The 16555-nt window shown below is 73.7% G+C and carries 2 protein-coding genes; both read right to left on the bottom strand.

The features are described from left to right. On the bottom strand, nt 1-8039 hold an 8039-nt coding region (locus GBN72_RS33085), incomplete at its 3' end, for a type I polyketide synthase (RefSeq protein WP_151775689.1). A gap of 76 nt (nt 8040-8115) precedes the next feature. Then, on the bottom strand, nt 8116-16555 hold an 8440-nt coding region (locus GBN72_RS35955), incomplete at its 5' end, for a type I polyketide synthase (RefSeq protein WP_439959846.1).

Raw genomic sequence — 16555 nt, forward strand, 5'->3', positions numbered from 1 at the left:
ACCTCGACGAAACGCGACACACCCAGGTCGTGGAGGGTGCGCACGGCGTCGTGGAAACGGACCGCCCCACGCGCATGCGCCACCCAGTAGTCCGGGGAGGACAGCTCCTGCACGGAGGCCTCCTCGCCGGTCAGGGTCGACACCAGCGGGATCACAGGCGTGTGGAAGGTGAGCCCCTCGGCGACCGCGCGGAACTCCTCGAGCATCGGCTCCATCAACGGCGAATGGAACGCATGACTTACCACCAACTCATGGCTGCGCACCCCCAGTTCCGTGAGCTTCGACGCGACGGCCGCGACCGCGTCAGCCTCACCCGAGACCACCACGGACACCGGACCGTTGACCGCGGCCAACGACACCCGATCCTCCAGGCCCACCAACAGCGGACCCACCACGTCCTCACCCGCCTGGACCGCCAGCATCGACCCGCCTCGCGGCAGCGCCTGCATCAACCGGCCCCGAGCCGCCACCAGACGCGCAGCACCACCAAGATCCAGCAGCCCCGCCACATGCGCCGCCGCCAGCTCACCGATCGAATGCCCCGCCACGACATCCGGCCGCACACCCCACGACTCCCACAACCGGAACAACGCCACCTCGAACGCGAACAACCCCGGCTGCGTCACACCCGTCTCATGCACCAATCCACTGCCAACAGCCTCGACCAGCGGCTCCTCCAACAAGCCGTCGAACGCCGCCACCACCTCATCGAACGCCGCCGCGAACACCGGGAACGACGCATACAACCCACGCCCCATCCCCACCCGCTGCGACCCCTGACCCGTGAACAGGAACCCCAACCGCCCACCAACAGCAGAACGAGCCGTGCCGGCACCACCCGCGGCAAGCGCCTCCAGCCCCGCCACCAGCTCCGCCCGGTCCGCCCCGGCCACCACAGCCCGCCGACCGAACCGCGCCCGCGACGCCACCAACGACCACGCCACATCCCGCACCCGCACGTCCGAGGACAGCAGCCGGTCCCTCACCGACCGCGCCTGCTCCGCCAGCGCGGCCTCACTCCGCGCCGACAGCACCAGGGCCGTAGGACCATCCGGCTCGTCCCGCTCCACGGTCTCGGGGACCAGCGCATGCTCAGGAGCCTGCTCGAGGATCACGTGCGCGTTCGTGCCGCTCATGCCGAACGAGGACACCGCGGCGCGGCGCGGGCGGTCCAGCTCCGGCCAGTCCCGCCGCTCCGTCAGCAACTCCACCGCACCCGCGGACCAGTCCACATGCGGCGACGGCTCGTCTACATGCAGCGTCTTCGGCAGCACACCGTGCCGAAGCGCCGCCACCATCTTGATCACACCGCCCACACCCGCGGCCGCCTGCGTGTGACCGATGTTGGACTTGATGGAGCCGAGGCGCAGCGGACGGTCTCCGGGCCGGTCCTGGCCGTAGGTCGCAAGCAGCGCCTGTGCCTCGATCGGGTCACCCAGCCGCGTACCCGTCCCGTGCGCCTCGACCACGTCGACGTCGGAAGGCTCGAGCCGCGCGTTCGCGAGAGCCTGCCGGATGACGCGCTCCTGCGACGGGCCGTTCGGCGCCGTCAGCCCGTTGCTCGCACCGTCCTGATTGACCGCGCTCCCCCGCAGCACCGCCAGCACCCGGTGGCCGTTGCGCTCGGCGTCCGACAGCCGCTCGAGCAGCAGCAGGCCCACGCCCTCGGCCCAGCCGGTGCCGTCGGCGTCCGCCGAGAACGCCTTGCACCGGCCGTCGGCGGAGAGACCCCGCTGCCGGCTGAACTCGACGAAGCCGGCGGGTGTCGCGAGGACGGCCACGCCACCCGTGAGGGCGAGGGAGCACTCGTCGTTGCGGAGCGCCTGGGCCGCCAGGTGCAGGGCGACCAGCGACGACGAGCACGCCGTGTCCACCGTCACCGCCGGACCCTCGAAGCCGAAGGTGTACGAGATGCGGCCGGAGACGACGCTGGCCGAGGTGCCGGTGAGGAGGTAGCCCTCGGTGGCCTGGGGCGACGCCTCCAGCAGGGCGGCGTAGTCCTGGGAGCTGCTGCCGGCGAAGACTCCGGTGCGCGAGCCCCTCAGCGCCTCCGGGTCGATGCCGGCCCGCTCGAAGGTCTCCCACGCCGTCTCCAGGAGGAGCCGCTGCTGCGGGTCCATGGCGGCGGCCTCGCGCGGTGAGATGCCGAAGAAGTCGGCGTCGAAGTGGGCGGCGTCGTAGAGGAAGCCGCCGTGGCGGGAGTAGGTCTTGCCCGGGGCGTCGGGGTCGGGGTCGTACAGCCGGGACACGTCCCAGCCCCGGTCCTCGGGGAACTCACCGATGGCGTCCGTCCCGGAGACGACCAGGTCCCACAGCGCCTCGGGGGAGGTGGCTCCGCCGGGGTAGCGGCACGCCATCCCGACGATGGCGATGGGCTCGTCCGCGACCGTGGGACGGGCCGGGACCGCGCCGCCCGTCGCACCGGCCGCGCCGGGCACGCCGTCGGTCACCCGCTCCCCCAGGTGGGTCGCGAGCGCGGTCGGGGTGGGGTGGTCGAAGACGAGGCTGGCGGGGAGGCTCAGACCGGTCGCGGTGGCGAGGTGGTTGCGCAGTTCGACGGCGGTCAGCGAGTCGAACCCGAGGTCCTTGAAGGGACGGTCGGCCGCGACGGCCTCCGGCGAGGCATGACCGAGGACCGACGCCGCGGCGGTCCGCACCACGTCGAGCAGGATCCGCGGCCGCTCGCTCTCCGGCACGCCGGCGAGCCGCGCGGCCAGGGAGGACGCGGCGTCGCCGGACGTGGCGGCGCGGGCCGCGCGGGGGACCAGTCCGGCGAGGACGGCGGGGAGCGTTCCGCTCCCGGCCTGGCCGCGCAGGGCGGTCAGCGAGAGCCGCGCGGTGACGCTCGCGGGCCGCCCGGCGTCCAGCGCCGCGTCGAGGAGGGTCGTCGCCTGTTCCGCGGTGACCGGGACGACTCCGTCCCGTACGGCGAACCCGTCGTCCCGTGCGGGGGCTCCCAGGTCACCGGGAGCTCCGGGCGCAGGGGCCTCCCGGATGTCGTCGGCCCACAGGCCCCAGGCCACGGAGACGGCGGGCAGGCATGCGGAGGCGCGCAGCGCGGCCAGCGCGTCGAGGTATCCGGCGGCGGCCGCGTGCAGGCCGCGGCCGGCCGCGCCGAGTGTGCCGGCGAGGGACGAGAAGAGGACGAACGCACGGGGCCGTACCGCGCGGGTGAGCTGGTGGAGGTTCCACACCGCGCGTGTCTCGTGCGCGAGTTGCCGCAGCGCGTCGGCCGGGTCGAGGGTGGTGATCACGCCGTCGTCGGTCACCGGGCCGAGGTGCAGGACCGCGGTGAGCCGCTGCTCGTCCGCCAGTTCGTGGATGAGGCCCGCCAGCGACTCGGTCGCGTACGGGTCGTGGCCGGTCACGGCGAAGTCCAGGCCGTGGAGGGCGCAGTGGGCCTCCCAGAGGGCCAGGGGCGGGGCGTCGGCGGTGGGCGGGGCGGCAAGGAGCACGGCGGTGGCGCCGTAGCGGGCCGCGAGGTGGACGGCGACGGGTATGGCGTGCGGGTCCGCGGAGCCGGTCACGAGCAGCGTGGCGCCGGCGGGGACGGAGCCGTCCCCGGTCGTGGAGTCGGCCGGGGCCGCGTCGGCCGTGGTGACCGCCGGGCCGGTCGCGGCGGTGGGCGGTGCCGCGGCGGGGCGCGGCCTGCGGACGAGGCGTGGCACCAGGATGTCGGTACCCCGAACGGCGAACTGCGGCTCGCCGGTGGCCAGGGCGGCTGCCAGGGTGCCCCCTGTCGCCGTCGTCGTCGCGTCGATGTCCGCGAGGACCACGCGGTCCGGATGCTCGAGCTGCGCGGAGCGGACGAGGCCCACGACCGCCGCCGCGCCGGGCGAGGCGGGCGGCTCTCCGTGCGGGGCGACCGCGCCGCGGGTGACGAGGACGAGCCGGGTCCCGGCGAGCCGCTCGTCCGCCAGCCATTCCTGGAGCAGCTCGAGGACGTGGTGGACGGCCTCGGCGACCTCTTCGGGTTCGGAGCCGGCGCCCTCCGCGGGGTGGTCGAGGGGGGCGAGGACGGTGGCGGGGGGCGTGGCCCCCTCGTCGAGGGCGGCGCGCAGGCCGCCCAGGTCCGCGAACCGTCCGGTCACGGCGCCGGCACCGGCGCTTGCTTCGGCACCCGTGTCGTGGTCGGCTCCCTCGGCCGGCTCCGGGGGCGGTCCGAGCAGCGGGAGGGCGTCCGTGCCGCCGATCATGGCGGTGGCGGAAGCCGTCTGCCCGGACGGCACGTCGGCCGTGTCGCCGGGCAGCGTCGCCCATTCCAGCCCGAAGAAGGCGTCCCGCAGGACGTCACCGCGGGCGGTGAGACCGGAGAGGGAGAGAGGCGTCAGGGTCACCGACTCGGCTCCGCCCAGGACCCTGCCCTCGTCGTCCGTCAGCCGCAGGGCCACCACGTCGTCGGCTCCGCGCACGGGGCTGATCTCGACGCGCAGGGTGCGGGTGCCGGCGGCGGTCACCGTCAGCCCGGTCCAGGTGGTCACCTGCGGCAGCCGGCCCGTACCGGACGTGCCGGACGTGGCCGCGCGGGCGGCGATCAGCGGGTGCAGGACCGCGTCGAGGAGAGCGGGGTGCAGGACGTACGTCCCGCCGCGCGACTCGGCCTCCTTGGGGAGCACGGCCTCGGCGAGGAGCCGGTCGCCGTCCTCCCAGGCGGCGTTCAGGCCCTGGAACGTGGCGCCGTGGCCCAGCCCGTCGGAGGCGAGGCGCGTGCGCAGCGCGTCGATGTCGAGGGGGGTCGCACCGGCCGGCGGCCAGGACGTGGCGTGTGCGCGGGGAGGTTCGGCGCGGGCGGGCGCGAGCGTGCCGGAGGCGTGCCGCGTCCAGGGCGTCTCGGCGTCGTCGTCCGGCTCCGGATGGTCGGCGCGGGCGTGCACGGCGACGGGGCGTCGTCCGAAGGCGTCGGGGCCGCCGACCGTGAGCTGGAGCTGTACGGCTCCGTCCGCCGGTATCACCAGCGGTTCGTGGAGGGTGAGTTCCCGCACGGTCCCGCAGCCCGCCCGGTCCGCGGCGCGCAGGACCATCTCGGCGAAGACCGCGGAGGGCAGGACGGGGACGTCGGCGACGGTGTGGTCGGCGAGCCAGGGGTGGGTGCGCAGCGACAGGCGACCGGTGAGCAGCAGGCCCTCCCCGTCGGCGAGTTCGACCGCGGCACCGAGCAGCGGGTGGTCGGCGGCGGCGAGCCCGAGGGCGTGCGTGTCGCCGGCCGGCGCGGGGGCCTCGAGCCAGTAGCGGTCGCGGCGGAAGGGGTACGTCGGCAGCGCGAAGGGCACCGCCCCGGTGTCCTCGCCCTGATCCTGGTGCCGGATGCCGCCGGTGGGCTTGTCGCTGCCGGCCGTTCGGGTCCAGTCGAGCGGGGCACCGTGGGTCCAGGCGTGCGTGGCCGAGGTGTGGAAGCGGCGGAGGCCGCCTTCGTCGCGGCGCAGGGAGCCCACGGCCACACCGCCGGAGGTGGCTTCGTCGAGGGTTTCCTGGATGGCCGTGGTCAGCACCGGATGCGGGCTTGACTCCACGAACGTCCGGTAACCGTCCGCCGCCAGCACCCGGACCGTCTCCTCCAGACGCACCGTGCCCCGCAGATTCCGATACCAGTACGACGCATCCAGAACCGCCGTGTCGATCGGCGCCGCCTCCACCGTCGAATAGAACGCCACCTTCGACGAACGCGGCTCCAAACCCTCCAACAGCCCCAGCAACTCCTCCCGGATCCCCTCCACCTGCGCGGAATGCGACGCGTAATCCACCGCGATCAACCGCGCACGAACCCCCTCACCCCGAAACCCCTCCACCAACTCCGCCAACGCATCGGCATCACCCGACACCACCGTCGACGACGGACCATTGACCGCCGCCACCGACAAACGCCCCCCGAACACCCCCAACCGCGACTCCACCACCGCAGCCGGCAACGACACCGACCCCATCCCCCCCAACCCCGACAACCGCACGATCGCCGCACTACGCAACGCCACCACCCGCGCCGCATCCCGCACACTCAACGCACCCGCCACACACGCCGCCGCGATCTCACCCTGCGAATGCCCCACCACAGCCGACGGCACCACACCCAACGACCGCCACACCGCAGCCAACGACACCATCACCGCGAACAACACCGGCTGCACCACATCCACCCGATCCAGCCCCGGAGCACCCCCCACACCCCGCAACACATCCGACAACGACCACTCCACGAACTCCGACAACGCCGCCTCACACTCCGCGACGCTCTCCCGGAACACCTCACTGGAACCCAACAACTCCACCGCCATCCCCACCCACTGCGACCCCTGCCCCGGAAACACGAAGACGACGTCGGAGGAGCCGCCCACGGTGCCCCGGACGAGTCCGGGTGCCGTCCCGCCGGCGGCGAGGGCGCGCAGCGCCGCACGGAACTCGTCCGGGTTCTCCGCGGTGATCGCGGCGCGGTGCGCGAAGGCGGTGCGGGTCGTGGCGAGGGCCTGGGCGACCTCGGCGGGACGCAGCTGCGGCTGCGCCTCGACACGGCTCAGCAGCCGCTTGGCCTGGGCGCGCAGGGCCTCCCCGCTCCGGGCGGAGAGGGGCCAGGAGGAGCAGCCCGCCGAGCTGTCGGCGGGGTCGGCAGCGGGCTCGGAGGGCCTGTCGTCGTCCGGCCGCGCCTCGTTCACCGGCTCGGCGGCCGGGGCCTGTTCCAGGATGACGTGGGCGTTCGTGCCGCTGATGCCGAACGACGACACGGCGGCGCGGCGCGGACGGTCCGCCTCGGGCCACCGCACGGTCTCCGTGAGGAGTTCCACCGATCCCGAGGACCAGTCGACGTGCGGGGACGGCTCGCTCACGTGGAGGGTCCTGGGCAGCAGCCCGTGCCGTATCGCCGCGACCATCTTGATGACGCCGGCGACACCTGCCGCGGCCTGCGTGTGCCCGATGTTCGACTTCAGCGAGCCGAGCCACAGGGGCCTGTCCCCGGGCCGGTCCTGGCCGTAGGTCGCGAGCAGCGCCTGTGCCTCGATCGGGTCACCCAGCCGCGTACCCGTCCCGTGCGCCTCGACGGCGTCCACGTCGGAGGGGCCGAGGCGGGCTCCGGCCAGGGCCTGGCGGATCACCCGTTCCTGGGACGGACCGTTCGGCGCCGTGAGCTGGCTGCTCGTCCCGTCCTGGTTGACGGCGCTGCCCCGCAGTACCGCGAGCACCTGGTGGCCGTTGCGCTCCGCGTCGGACAGCCGCTCCAGCAGGAGCAGGCCCACGCCCTCACCCCAGCCCGTGCCGTCGGCGTCCGCCGAGAACGCCTTGCACCGGCCGTCGGCCGAAAGCCCTCGCTGGCGGCTGAACTCGATGAAGGTGTTGGGCGTCGCCATCACCGTCACACCGCCGGCGAGAGCGAGCGAGCACTCGTCGTTGCGCAGGGCCTGCGCGGCCAGGTGCACGGCGACGAGCGACGACGAGCACGCCGTGTCGACACTGACGGCCGGCCCCTCGAAGCCGAACGTGTACGAGATGCGGCCGGAGGCGATGCTGCCCGCGCTGCCGCTGCCGACGTAGCCCTCGAACTCCTCCGGCATGGGCTGCATGCGGGAGGCGTAGTCGTTGTACATGACGCCAGTGAAGACACCGGTGCGGGAGCCCCTCAGCCCTTCCGGGTCGATCCCGGCACGCTCGAAGGCCTCCCACGCCGTCTCCAGCAGCAGCCGCTGCTGCGGGTCCGTCGCGAGCGCTTCACGCGGCGACAGGCCGAAGAACTCCGCGTCGAACTCCGCCGCCTCGTGCAGGAACCCGCCATGCCGGGCGTACGACGTTCCCGCGTGGGAGGGATCGGGGTCGTAGAGCGCGTCCAGGTCCCAGCCGCGGTCCTCGGGGAACCCCGAGATCGCGTCCCGTCCGGCCGCCACCAGCTCCCACAGGTCCTCCGGGGACTCCACCCCGCCCGGGTAGCGGCACGCCATCCCCACGATCGCGATCGGCTCCGTCCTGCCCGACTCGACCTCCTGAAGACGGCGGCGGACCTTGGTCAGGTCGGCCGTGACCCGCTTGAGATAGTCACGGAGCTTGTCCTCATTGGCCATGTCTCGTCGCCAACCTCTCGAAGAACGCAGGGATGTTCAGAAGGTTCGTGGGGCCTGGGCCCGGGGCCTGGGCCCGTCAGGCCAGCTCGCTGTCGATGAAGTCGAAGATCTCGTCGTCGGAGGCGGCGTCGAGCCGGTCCGCGAGGCCGTCGTCCGCGGTGCTCGTGCCGCCGGTACCGGTGAGCTGTTCCAGGAACAGCTCCAGCCGCTGCCGCAGTCGCGCGCGCAGTTCGTCGTCGGCGGCGATGCGCGGCAGCTCGGCCTCCAGTTCGTCGAGCGTGCCCAGGGCGGGCGGCGACGCGGACCCGGCCAGGCCCTCGGCCAGCCCGGCGTGGAGGTGCGCGGCGAGGGCCGTCGGCGTGGGGTGATCGAAGACCAGGGTCGTGGAGAGCCGCAGCCCGGTGGCGGCACCGAGGCGGTTGCGGAGTTCGACGGCGGTGAGCGAGTCGAAGCCCATGTCGAGGAACCCGCGGCCGGTCTCCACCGCGCCCGGCGCGTCGTGTCCGAGGATGGCCGCCGCCTCGGCCCGTACGGTGTCGAGCAGGATCCGCTGCCGTTCGTCGTCACCGTCGGCGGCCCGCAGTCGCCTGCGGAGCGCCTCCGACGCGTCGGCGGGAGCGGCGGCGGCCGCCCTGCGCACGGGAGCCCCGACCAGGCCCCGGTAGAGCGCGGGCAGTTCCCCGGCCGCTGCCTTCGCGCGGAGAGCGGCGAAGTCCAGGCGTACGGGGACGGACAGCGCCACGTCGGAGGCGAGCGCCGCGTCGAAGAGGCTCAGCCCTTCCTCCGTGGACAGCGCCGCCACTCCGCTGCGGTGCAGCCGGACCCGGTCGGCCTCGCCGAGCGTGTCGGTGATCCGGCTCTCGCCCGCCCACAGGCCCCAGGCGAGCGAGGTCGCCGGGAGGCCGAGAGTGCGGCGGTGGTGCGCGAGCGCGTCCAGGAAGGCGTTGCCGGCCGCGTAGTTGGCCTGCCCGGGGTTGCCCACGGTGCCCGCGAACGACGAGTACAGGACGAACGCCGCGAGTTTCCGCTCCCTGGTCAGCTCGTGCAGGTTCCAGGCGGCGTCGGCCTTCGGCCGCAGCACGGCGGACAGGCGCCCGGTGGTCTGGGACTCGACCACTCCGTCGTCGGTCACGCCCGCCGTGTGCACCACGGCCGTCAGCGGGTGCGCCTCCGGGATCTGGTCCAGCAGCGTCGTCAGCGCGTCACGGTCGGCGGCGTCGCAGGCCGCGACGGTCACCCGGGCACCGAGGGCGGTCAGCTCCTCGACGAGCCGGTCCGCGCCGTCCGCGGCAAGACCCCTGCGGCTGCTGAGGAGCAGGTTGCCGACGCCGTGCCGGGTCACGAGATGCCGGGCGACCAGGGCGCCCAGCGCTCCGGTGCCTCCGGTGACCAGCACCGTTCCGGCGGGGTCGAGCACCGTGTCCCGCGGGTCGGGCGGAGAGTCCGTGCCGGCGGGCCGGGAGGCCGCGCCGGCGGCGCGTACGAGGCGCGGGGCGAGGAGCGCACCGTCGCGCAGGGCGAGCTGAGGCTCGCCCGTGGCGACGGCCGTGGCCAGGACGTCCCCGGTGACCACCGGCACCTCGTCGGTGGGCGCACTCGCGGCGGCGCGCGTGGTGGTGGCGCGCGTGGTGGTGGCGCGCGTGGTGGTGGCGCGCGTGGTGGTGGCGCGCACGCCTTCCGGAGCGTCCAGGTCCAGCAGGACGAAGCGGCCGGGGTGCTCCGACTGGGCGCTGCGCAGCAGCCCCCACACCGGCGAGCCGGCCAGGTCCGGGACGCCGTCGTCGGTCCGTGCGGCCACCGCGCCACGGGTCACGACCAGGAGCCGCGAGTCGTGGAGGACGTCCGCCGCCAGCCACTTCTGTACCAGCGCGAGAGCGTCGCGCGCGGCGCGGTGCGCCTCGGCGGCGACCTCGGTCGTCCCCGCACGGGGATCGGCGTCGTCCGTGCCCGTGGTCGCCAGGTGGACGGCCACGATGTCCGGCGCCGCGTCGTCGCCGACGGCCGCGAGCAGCGCGTCGAGGTCGGCGTGGGCCGCGGCAGTGGGCCAGTCGATCTTCAGCCGGTCGGTGCCGATGACGGCCGCGGAGGTCGCGGACGTGACCGTGCCGGAGGCCATGGCGTGGTCCACCGGCGTCCAGTCCACGGAGAACAGCGCGTCGTGGTGCCTGCCGTGGCCCGCGAGGGCCCGGGCCGCGTCGAAGGGACGCAGTACCAGGGATTCCACGGTGACCACGGGGTTCCCCTGCGGGTCGGCGAGCGCCAGCCGCGCGCTGTCCCGTCCCGTCGGTGAGATCAGCACCCGGAGACCGGTCGTCCCCACGGAGTGCAGTCGTACTCCCGACCAGGCGAAGGGCAGCCGCAGGCCACCACTTCCCTGCTCGTCCCCGGCATCGTCGTCCGCCGCCGCCAGCCCCAGCGGGTGCAGGGCCGCGTCCAGCAGCGTCGGGTGCACGCCGCAGCGCGCCGCCTCGGTGGCCGGGCCGTCGGTGGTGGACGCCCCTTCGGGCAGGGACACCTCGGCGTACAGATCCTCGCCCAGCCTCCAGAGCGACCGCAGCCCGAGGAACGCCGGGCCGTACCCGTACCCCTTCGCTCCGAGCCGCTCGTACAGCTCCTCGACGGGGACGCTCTCCGCCCCGGCCGGCGGCCACACGCCGCCCAGTCGCTCCGCCGCGTCGTCCGCCGGCGTGTCCGTGGGCTGCGGCAGCAGGGCACCGACCGCGTGCCGGGTCCATGGCTGCTCGACCGCGTCCGTACCGTCGGGCCGCGAGTGGACGGCGACCTGCCGGCGGCCGGAGTCGTCGGGGTCACCGACGGACACCTGGAGGCGGACGGGGGAGTTCTCGGGTATCACGAGCGGTGCCTCGAGCGTCAGGTCCTCGAGGACCGTGTGCCCGACGCGGTTGCCGGTGTGCAGGGCGAGTTCGACGAAGGCGGCGCCGGGCAGCACGACCGTGCCGGCGATCGCGTGGTCGACGAGCCAGGGGTGGCTGCGTGAGGACAGCCGCCCCGTGAAGACGTGCCCCTGGCCACCGGCGAGTTCGACGGCCGCGCCGAGCAGGGGATGGTCCGCGTCTGCCAGCCCGAGTCCGACGGTGTCACCGGGGGCGGCGGGGACGTCGAGCCAGTAGCGCTCGCGCTGGAAGGGGTAGGTGGGGAGGTCGACGATCCGGACGTCCGGGCCGTGGACCGTGCGCCAGTCCACACCCGCGTCGTCGCCGGTGAGACCGAGGGCCTGGAGGACGGCCACGTCCTCCGGTCGGTCCTTGCGCGACGACGGAACGCAGACGACATCGTCGCCCAGGGCCGTCCGGGCCAGCGCCGTCAACGTCGCGTCCGGACCCACCTCGATGAAACGCGACACACCCAGATCGTCATGGAGGGTGCGCACGGCGTCGTGGAAACGGACCGCCCCACGCGCATGCGCCACCCAGTAATCGGGCGACGACAACTCCTCCGCCGACGCCTCCTCCCCGGTCAGCGTCGACACCAACGGGATCACAGGCGTGTGGAAAGTGAGCCCCTCGGCGACCGCGCGGAACTCCTCGAGCATCGGCTCCATCAACGGCGAATGGAACGCATGACTCACCACCAACTCACGACTACGCACCCCCAGTTCCGTGAGCTTCGACGCGACGCCCGCGACCGCGTCAGCCTCACCCGAGACCACCACGGACACCGGACCGTTGACCGCGGCCAACGACACCCGATCCTCCAGGCCCACCAACAGCGGACCCACCACGTCCTCACCGGCCTGGACCGCCAGCATCGCCCCGCCTCGCGGCAGCGCCTGCATCAACCGGCCCCGAGCCGCCACCAGACGCGCAGCACCACCAAGATCCAGCAGCCCCGCCACATGCGCCGCCGCCAACTCACCGATCGAATGCCCCGCCACGACATCCGGCCGCACACCCCACGACTCCCACAACCGGAACAACGCCACCTCGAACGCGAACAACCCCGGCTGCGTCACACCCGTCTCATGCACCAACTCGCCATCCACAGCCTCGACAAGCGGCCCCTCCAACAGACCGTCGAACGCCGCCACCACCTCGTCGAACGCCGCCGCGAACACCGGGAACGACGCATACAACCCACGCCCCATCCCCACCCGCTGCGACCCCTGACCCGTGAACAGAAACGCCAACCGACCACCAGCGGCAGCACTGCCACGAGTCACACCCGCGGCGGAACCACCCGCCGCCAGCGCCGCGAGCCCTGCCGCCAGCTCCGCCCGGTCCGCCCCGGCCACCACAGCCCGATGACCGAACCGCGCCCGCGACGCCACCAGCGACCAGGCCAGGTCGTTCACCCGCACGTCCGAGGACAGCAGCCGGTCCCTCACCGACCGCGCCTGCTCCGCCAGCGCGGCCTCACTCCGCGCCGACAGCACCAAGGCAGTAGGACCACCCGGCTCGTCCCGCTCCACGGCCTCCTCGGTGACCGGCTCACGCTCAGGAGCCTGCTCGAGGATGACGTGGGCGTTCGTCCCGCTGATGCCGAACGACGACACGGCGGCACGGCGCGGACGGTCCGTCTCGGGCCACCGCACGGTCTCCGTGAGGAGTTCCACCGCGCCGGAGGACCAGTCGACGTGCGGGGACGGCTCGCTTACATGAAGGGTCTCGGGCAGCAGCCCGTTCCGCATCGCCGCGACCATCTTGATCACGCCGGCGACACCTGCCGCAGCTTGCGTGTGGCCGATGTTGGACTTGATGGAGCCGAGGCGCAGCGGACGGTCCTCGGGCCGGTCCTGGCCGTAGGCCGCGAGAAGGGCCTGTGCCTCGATCGGGTCACCCAGCCGCGTGCCGGTGCCGTGGGCCTCGACCACGTCCACGTCGGACGGCGCGAGACGCGCGCTCGCAAGGGCCTGGCGAATCACCCGCTCCTGCGACGGCCCGTTCGGCGCCGTCAGCCCGTTGCTCGCACCGTCCTGGTTGACGGCGCTGCCCCGCAGCACCGCGAGCACCTGGTGGCCGTTGCGCTCCGCGTCGGACAGCCGCTCCAGCAGCAGCAGGCCCACGCCCTCACCCCAGCCCGTGCCGTCGGCGTCCGCCGAGAACGCCTTGCACCGGCCGTCGGCGGAAAGACCCCGCTGCCGGCTGAACTCGACGAAGGTGTTGGGCGTCGCCATCACCGTCACACCGCCCGCGAGCGCGAGCGAGCACTCGTCGTTGCGAAGGGCTTGTGCGGCCAGGTGCAGGGCGACGAGGGACGACGAGCACGCCGTGTCCACCGTCACCGCCGGGCCTTCCAGGCCGAGGGTGTAGGACACCCGGCCGGAGGCGACGCTTCCCGCGCTGCCGTTGGTGAGGTAGCCCTCGAACTCCTCCGGCATGCGGTGCATACGGGAGGCGTAGTCGTTGTACATGACACCGGCGAAGACACCGGTCCGGCTGCCGCGCAACGTCCCCGGGTCGATACCCGCCCGCTCGAACGCCTGCCAGGCCGTCTCCAGCAGCAGCCGCTGCTGCGGGTCCGTCGCGAGCGCCTCACGCGGCGACAGGCCGAAGAACTCCGCGTCGAACTCCGCCGCCTCGTGCAGGAAGCCTCCATGCCGGGCGTACGACGTTCCCGCGTGGGAGGGATCGGGGTCGTACAGCCGCTCCAGGTCCCAGCCCCGGTCCTCGGGGAACCCGGAGATCGCGTCCCGTCCGGCCGCCACCAGCTCCCACAGGTCCTCCGGGGACTCCACCCCACCCGGATAGCGGCACGCCATTCCCACGATCGCGATCGGCTCGTTGGTGGTGAGCACATCCGTCCGCGCGGCGTCGTCCGCGGCGGCCGTCGTCGCCGCCGCGCGCCGTGCGTCGCCGACCGTACGGGTCCAGAGGTGGTGGGCGAGTTCCGTCGGCGTGGGGTAGTCGAAGATCAGCGTGGCGGAGAGCTGGAGACCCGTGGCCGCGTTGATCTTGTTGCGGAGTTCCACCGCCGTGAGGGAGTCGAACCCGAGCTGGTTGAAGCCCCGGCCGGGGTCGACGGAGGCCGCGTCGGCATGGCCGAGCACTCCGGCGACCTCGGTACGTACGAGGGCGAGCAGTTGCTCGTGCTGTTCGGCCTCCGCAAGACCCGCCAGGCGTGCTTCGAGCGAGGCGGAGCCGGTGATCCTGCGCCGGCCCGGCGTGCGGACGAGTCCTCGCAGGACGGCGGGGATGTCGTCGGCGCCGACGTCCCGGAGGCTCGCGAGATCCAGCCGGGCGGGCACCAGGGTGGGCTCGGCCCGGGTGAGCGCCGCGTCGAGGAGCGCGAGTCCCTCGTCGGTGCCGATGGGGGCGATCCCGGTGCGGCGCAGTCGGTTGCGGTCCGTGACGTCGAGCGAGCCGGCCATGCCGCTCGCGTCGGCCCACAGGCCCCAGGCGAGCGACGTGGCGGGCAGGCCGTGGGCGCGGCGGTACGCCGCGAGGCCGTCCAGGTAGGCGTTGGCCGCGGCGTAGTTGGCCTGGCCTGCCGTGCCGAGCGTGCCGGCGACGGAGGAGAAGAGGACGAACGCGGTCAGGTCCACGACGCGGGTCAGCTCGTGCAGGTTCCACGCGGCATCGGCCTTCGGCCGCAGCACCGTGTCGACGCGCTCAGGGGTGAGGCTGTCGATGGTGCCGTCGTCCAGTACGCCGGCCGTATGCACCACCGCGGTCAGCGCACGCTCGACCGGAATCGACGCCAGCAGAGCGGCCAGCGCCTCCCGGTCGGCAACGTCACACGCCTCCACACGCACCGACTCCGCACCCGCCGCCAACAACTCGTCCCGCAGCCCCGCGGCACCCTCCGCCGCCGCACCACGCCGACTCGTCAGCACCAGATGCCGCACACCATGCACCCGCACCACATGCCGCGCCACCAGCGAACCCAGCGTCCCCGTACCACCGGTGACCAGCACCGTCCCCCCACCGTCAGCGCCACCCCACACGGCGGTTCCGGACGGTGAGTCCCCGACGTCGGAAGCGCGCACCAGGCGGGGGACGTGGATCGCTCCGCGGCGGAGGGCGAGTTGCGGTTCTCCGGTCGCCACGGCGTCCGCGAGTGCGGCGTCCGACTCCTCCGTTCCGTCGGAGTCCACGAGGACGAAGCGGCCCGGGTGCTCGGACTGCGCGGAGCGCAGCAGCCCCCACACGGCGGAAGCGTCGGGCCGTACGCCCTGGGCTGCCGGGGCGGCGTCCTCTGCAGCCACAGCCACCTCGACCGCGTGGCGCGTCACCACGACGAGCGGGGCGCCGGCCGTGTCCTCGTCCGTGAGGTGGCTCTGCACGGCCTCCAGCGCCCGGCCGGCGAGGTCGCGGGCCGCGTCGGGCGATGGCAGAGCCGTCTCCGCACCGTCGTCGGTGGTGAGGCGTGCCCACCTCACCTCGTCCAACGCCTCGGGGCGGGTCTCCCGGAGTGGCCGTTGCTGACCGTCGCGAAGCCGCTGCCAGTCGAGCCGGAAGAGCGCTTCGTGCCGCCCCGTGCCGCGTACGAGCAGGGCCGCGTCGGCGGGTCGCACGGTCAGGCCCGCGACCGACGCGACCGCCGTGCCGGAGGCATCGGCGAGGTCCAGGACCACCGTGTCGTCGCCGGCCGGTGCCAGACGGACGCGCAGCGTCCCTGTGCCCGGCCGGTGCACGGTCACGCCACGCCACGCGAACGGCAGGCGGACCCGTGTGCCGTTCCCCGCCCCGTCGGCGAGAGCCACCGGGTGCAGCGCGGAGTCGAGCAGCGCCGGGTGCAGTATGAACCGGTCCGCCGGCTCCGTCTCCGTCTCCGTCTCCGGACGCAGCTCCGCGTACGTCACGTCGCCCACGCGCCAGCACGCGTCGAGCCCTTGGAACGCGGACCCGTAGACGTAACCACGGTCGGCGAGCGACTCGTACACGCCCGCCGTGTCCACGGCCACCGCACCGGCCGGCGGCCACTGCCCGCGCGCGAAGCCGACGGCTTCGGGTACGGCGGCCGGATCGGGCGGTGCGAGGGAGCCGGACGCGTGACGAATCCATGCGTCGCCACCGGTCAGGCTGGCGTAGAGGTGCACGGTACGAAGTCCCGCCTCGTCCGGCGCGCCCACGGCCACCTGAAGCTGCGCCTCACCGTTCTCCGGAAGCACCAGGGGCGCTTCCAGCATCAGCTCGTCGACCACCGGCACACCGAGGCGTGCACCCGCGAGGAGGGCCAGCTCCAGGAAGGCCGTGCCGGGGAAGAGGACGGTGTCCAGCACCGCGTGGTCGGCCAGCCACGGCTGCGTGTCGAGGGAGATCCGTCCGGTGAACAGGTGCCCCTGCCCCCCTGCGAGTTCCACGGCCGCACCGAGCAGTGGGTGCTCGGCCGACGCGAGGCCCACCGACATGAGGTCACCGAGGGCGGCGGGAGCGTCGAGCCAGTAGCGCTCGCGCTGGAAGGGGTACGTGGGGAGGTCGACGGTCCGGGCGTCCGGACCGTGGACCGCCTGCCAGTCGATGGTGGTGTCCGTGGACACGAAGAGTTCCCCGACGGACTGCAGGACGGCCACGTCCTCCGGCCGGTCCTTGCGCGACGACGGCACGCAGACGACA

This window comes from Streptomyces abyssomicinicus, assembly GCF_008974245.1.
Classification (GTDB): domain Bacteria; phylum Actinomycetota; class Actinomycetes; order Streptomycetales; family Streptomycetaceae; genus Streptomyces; species Streptomyces abyssomicinicus.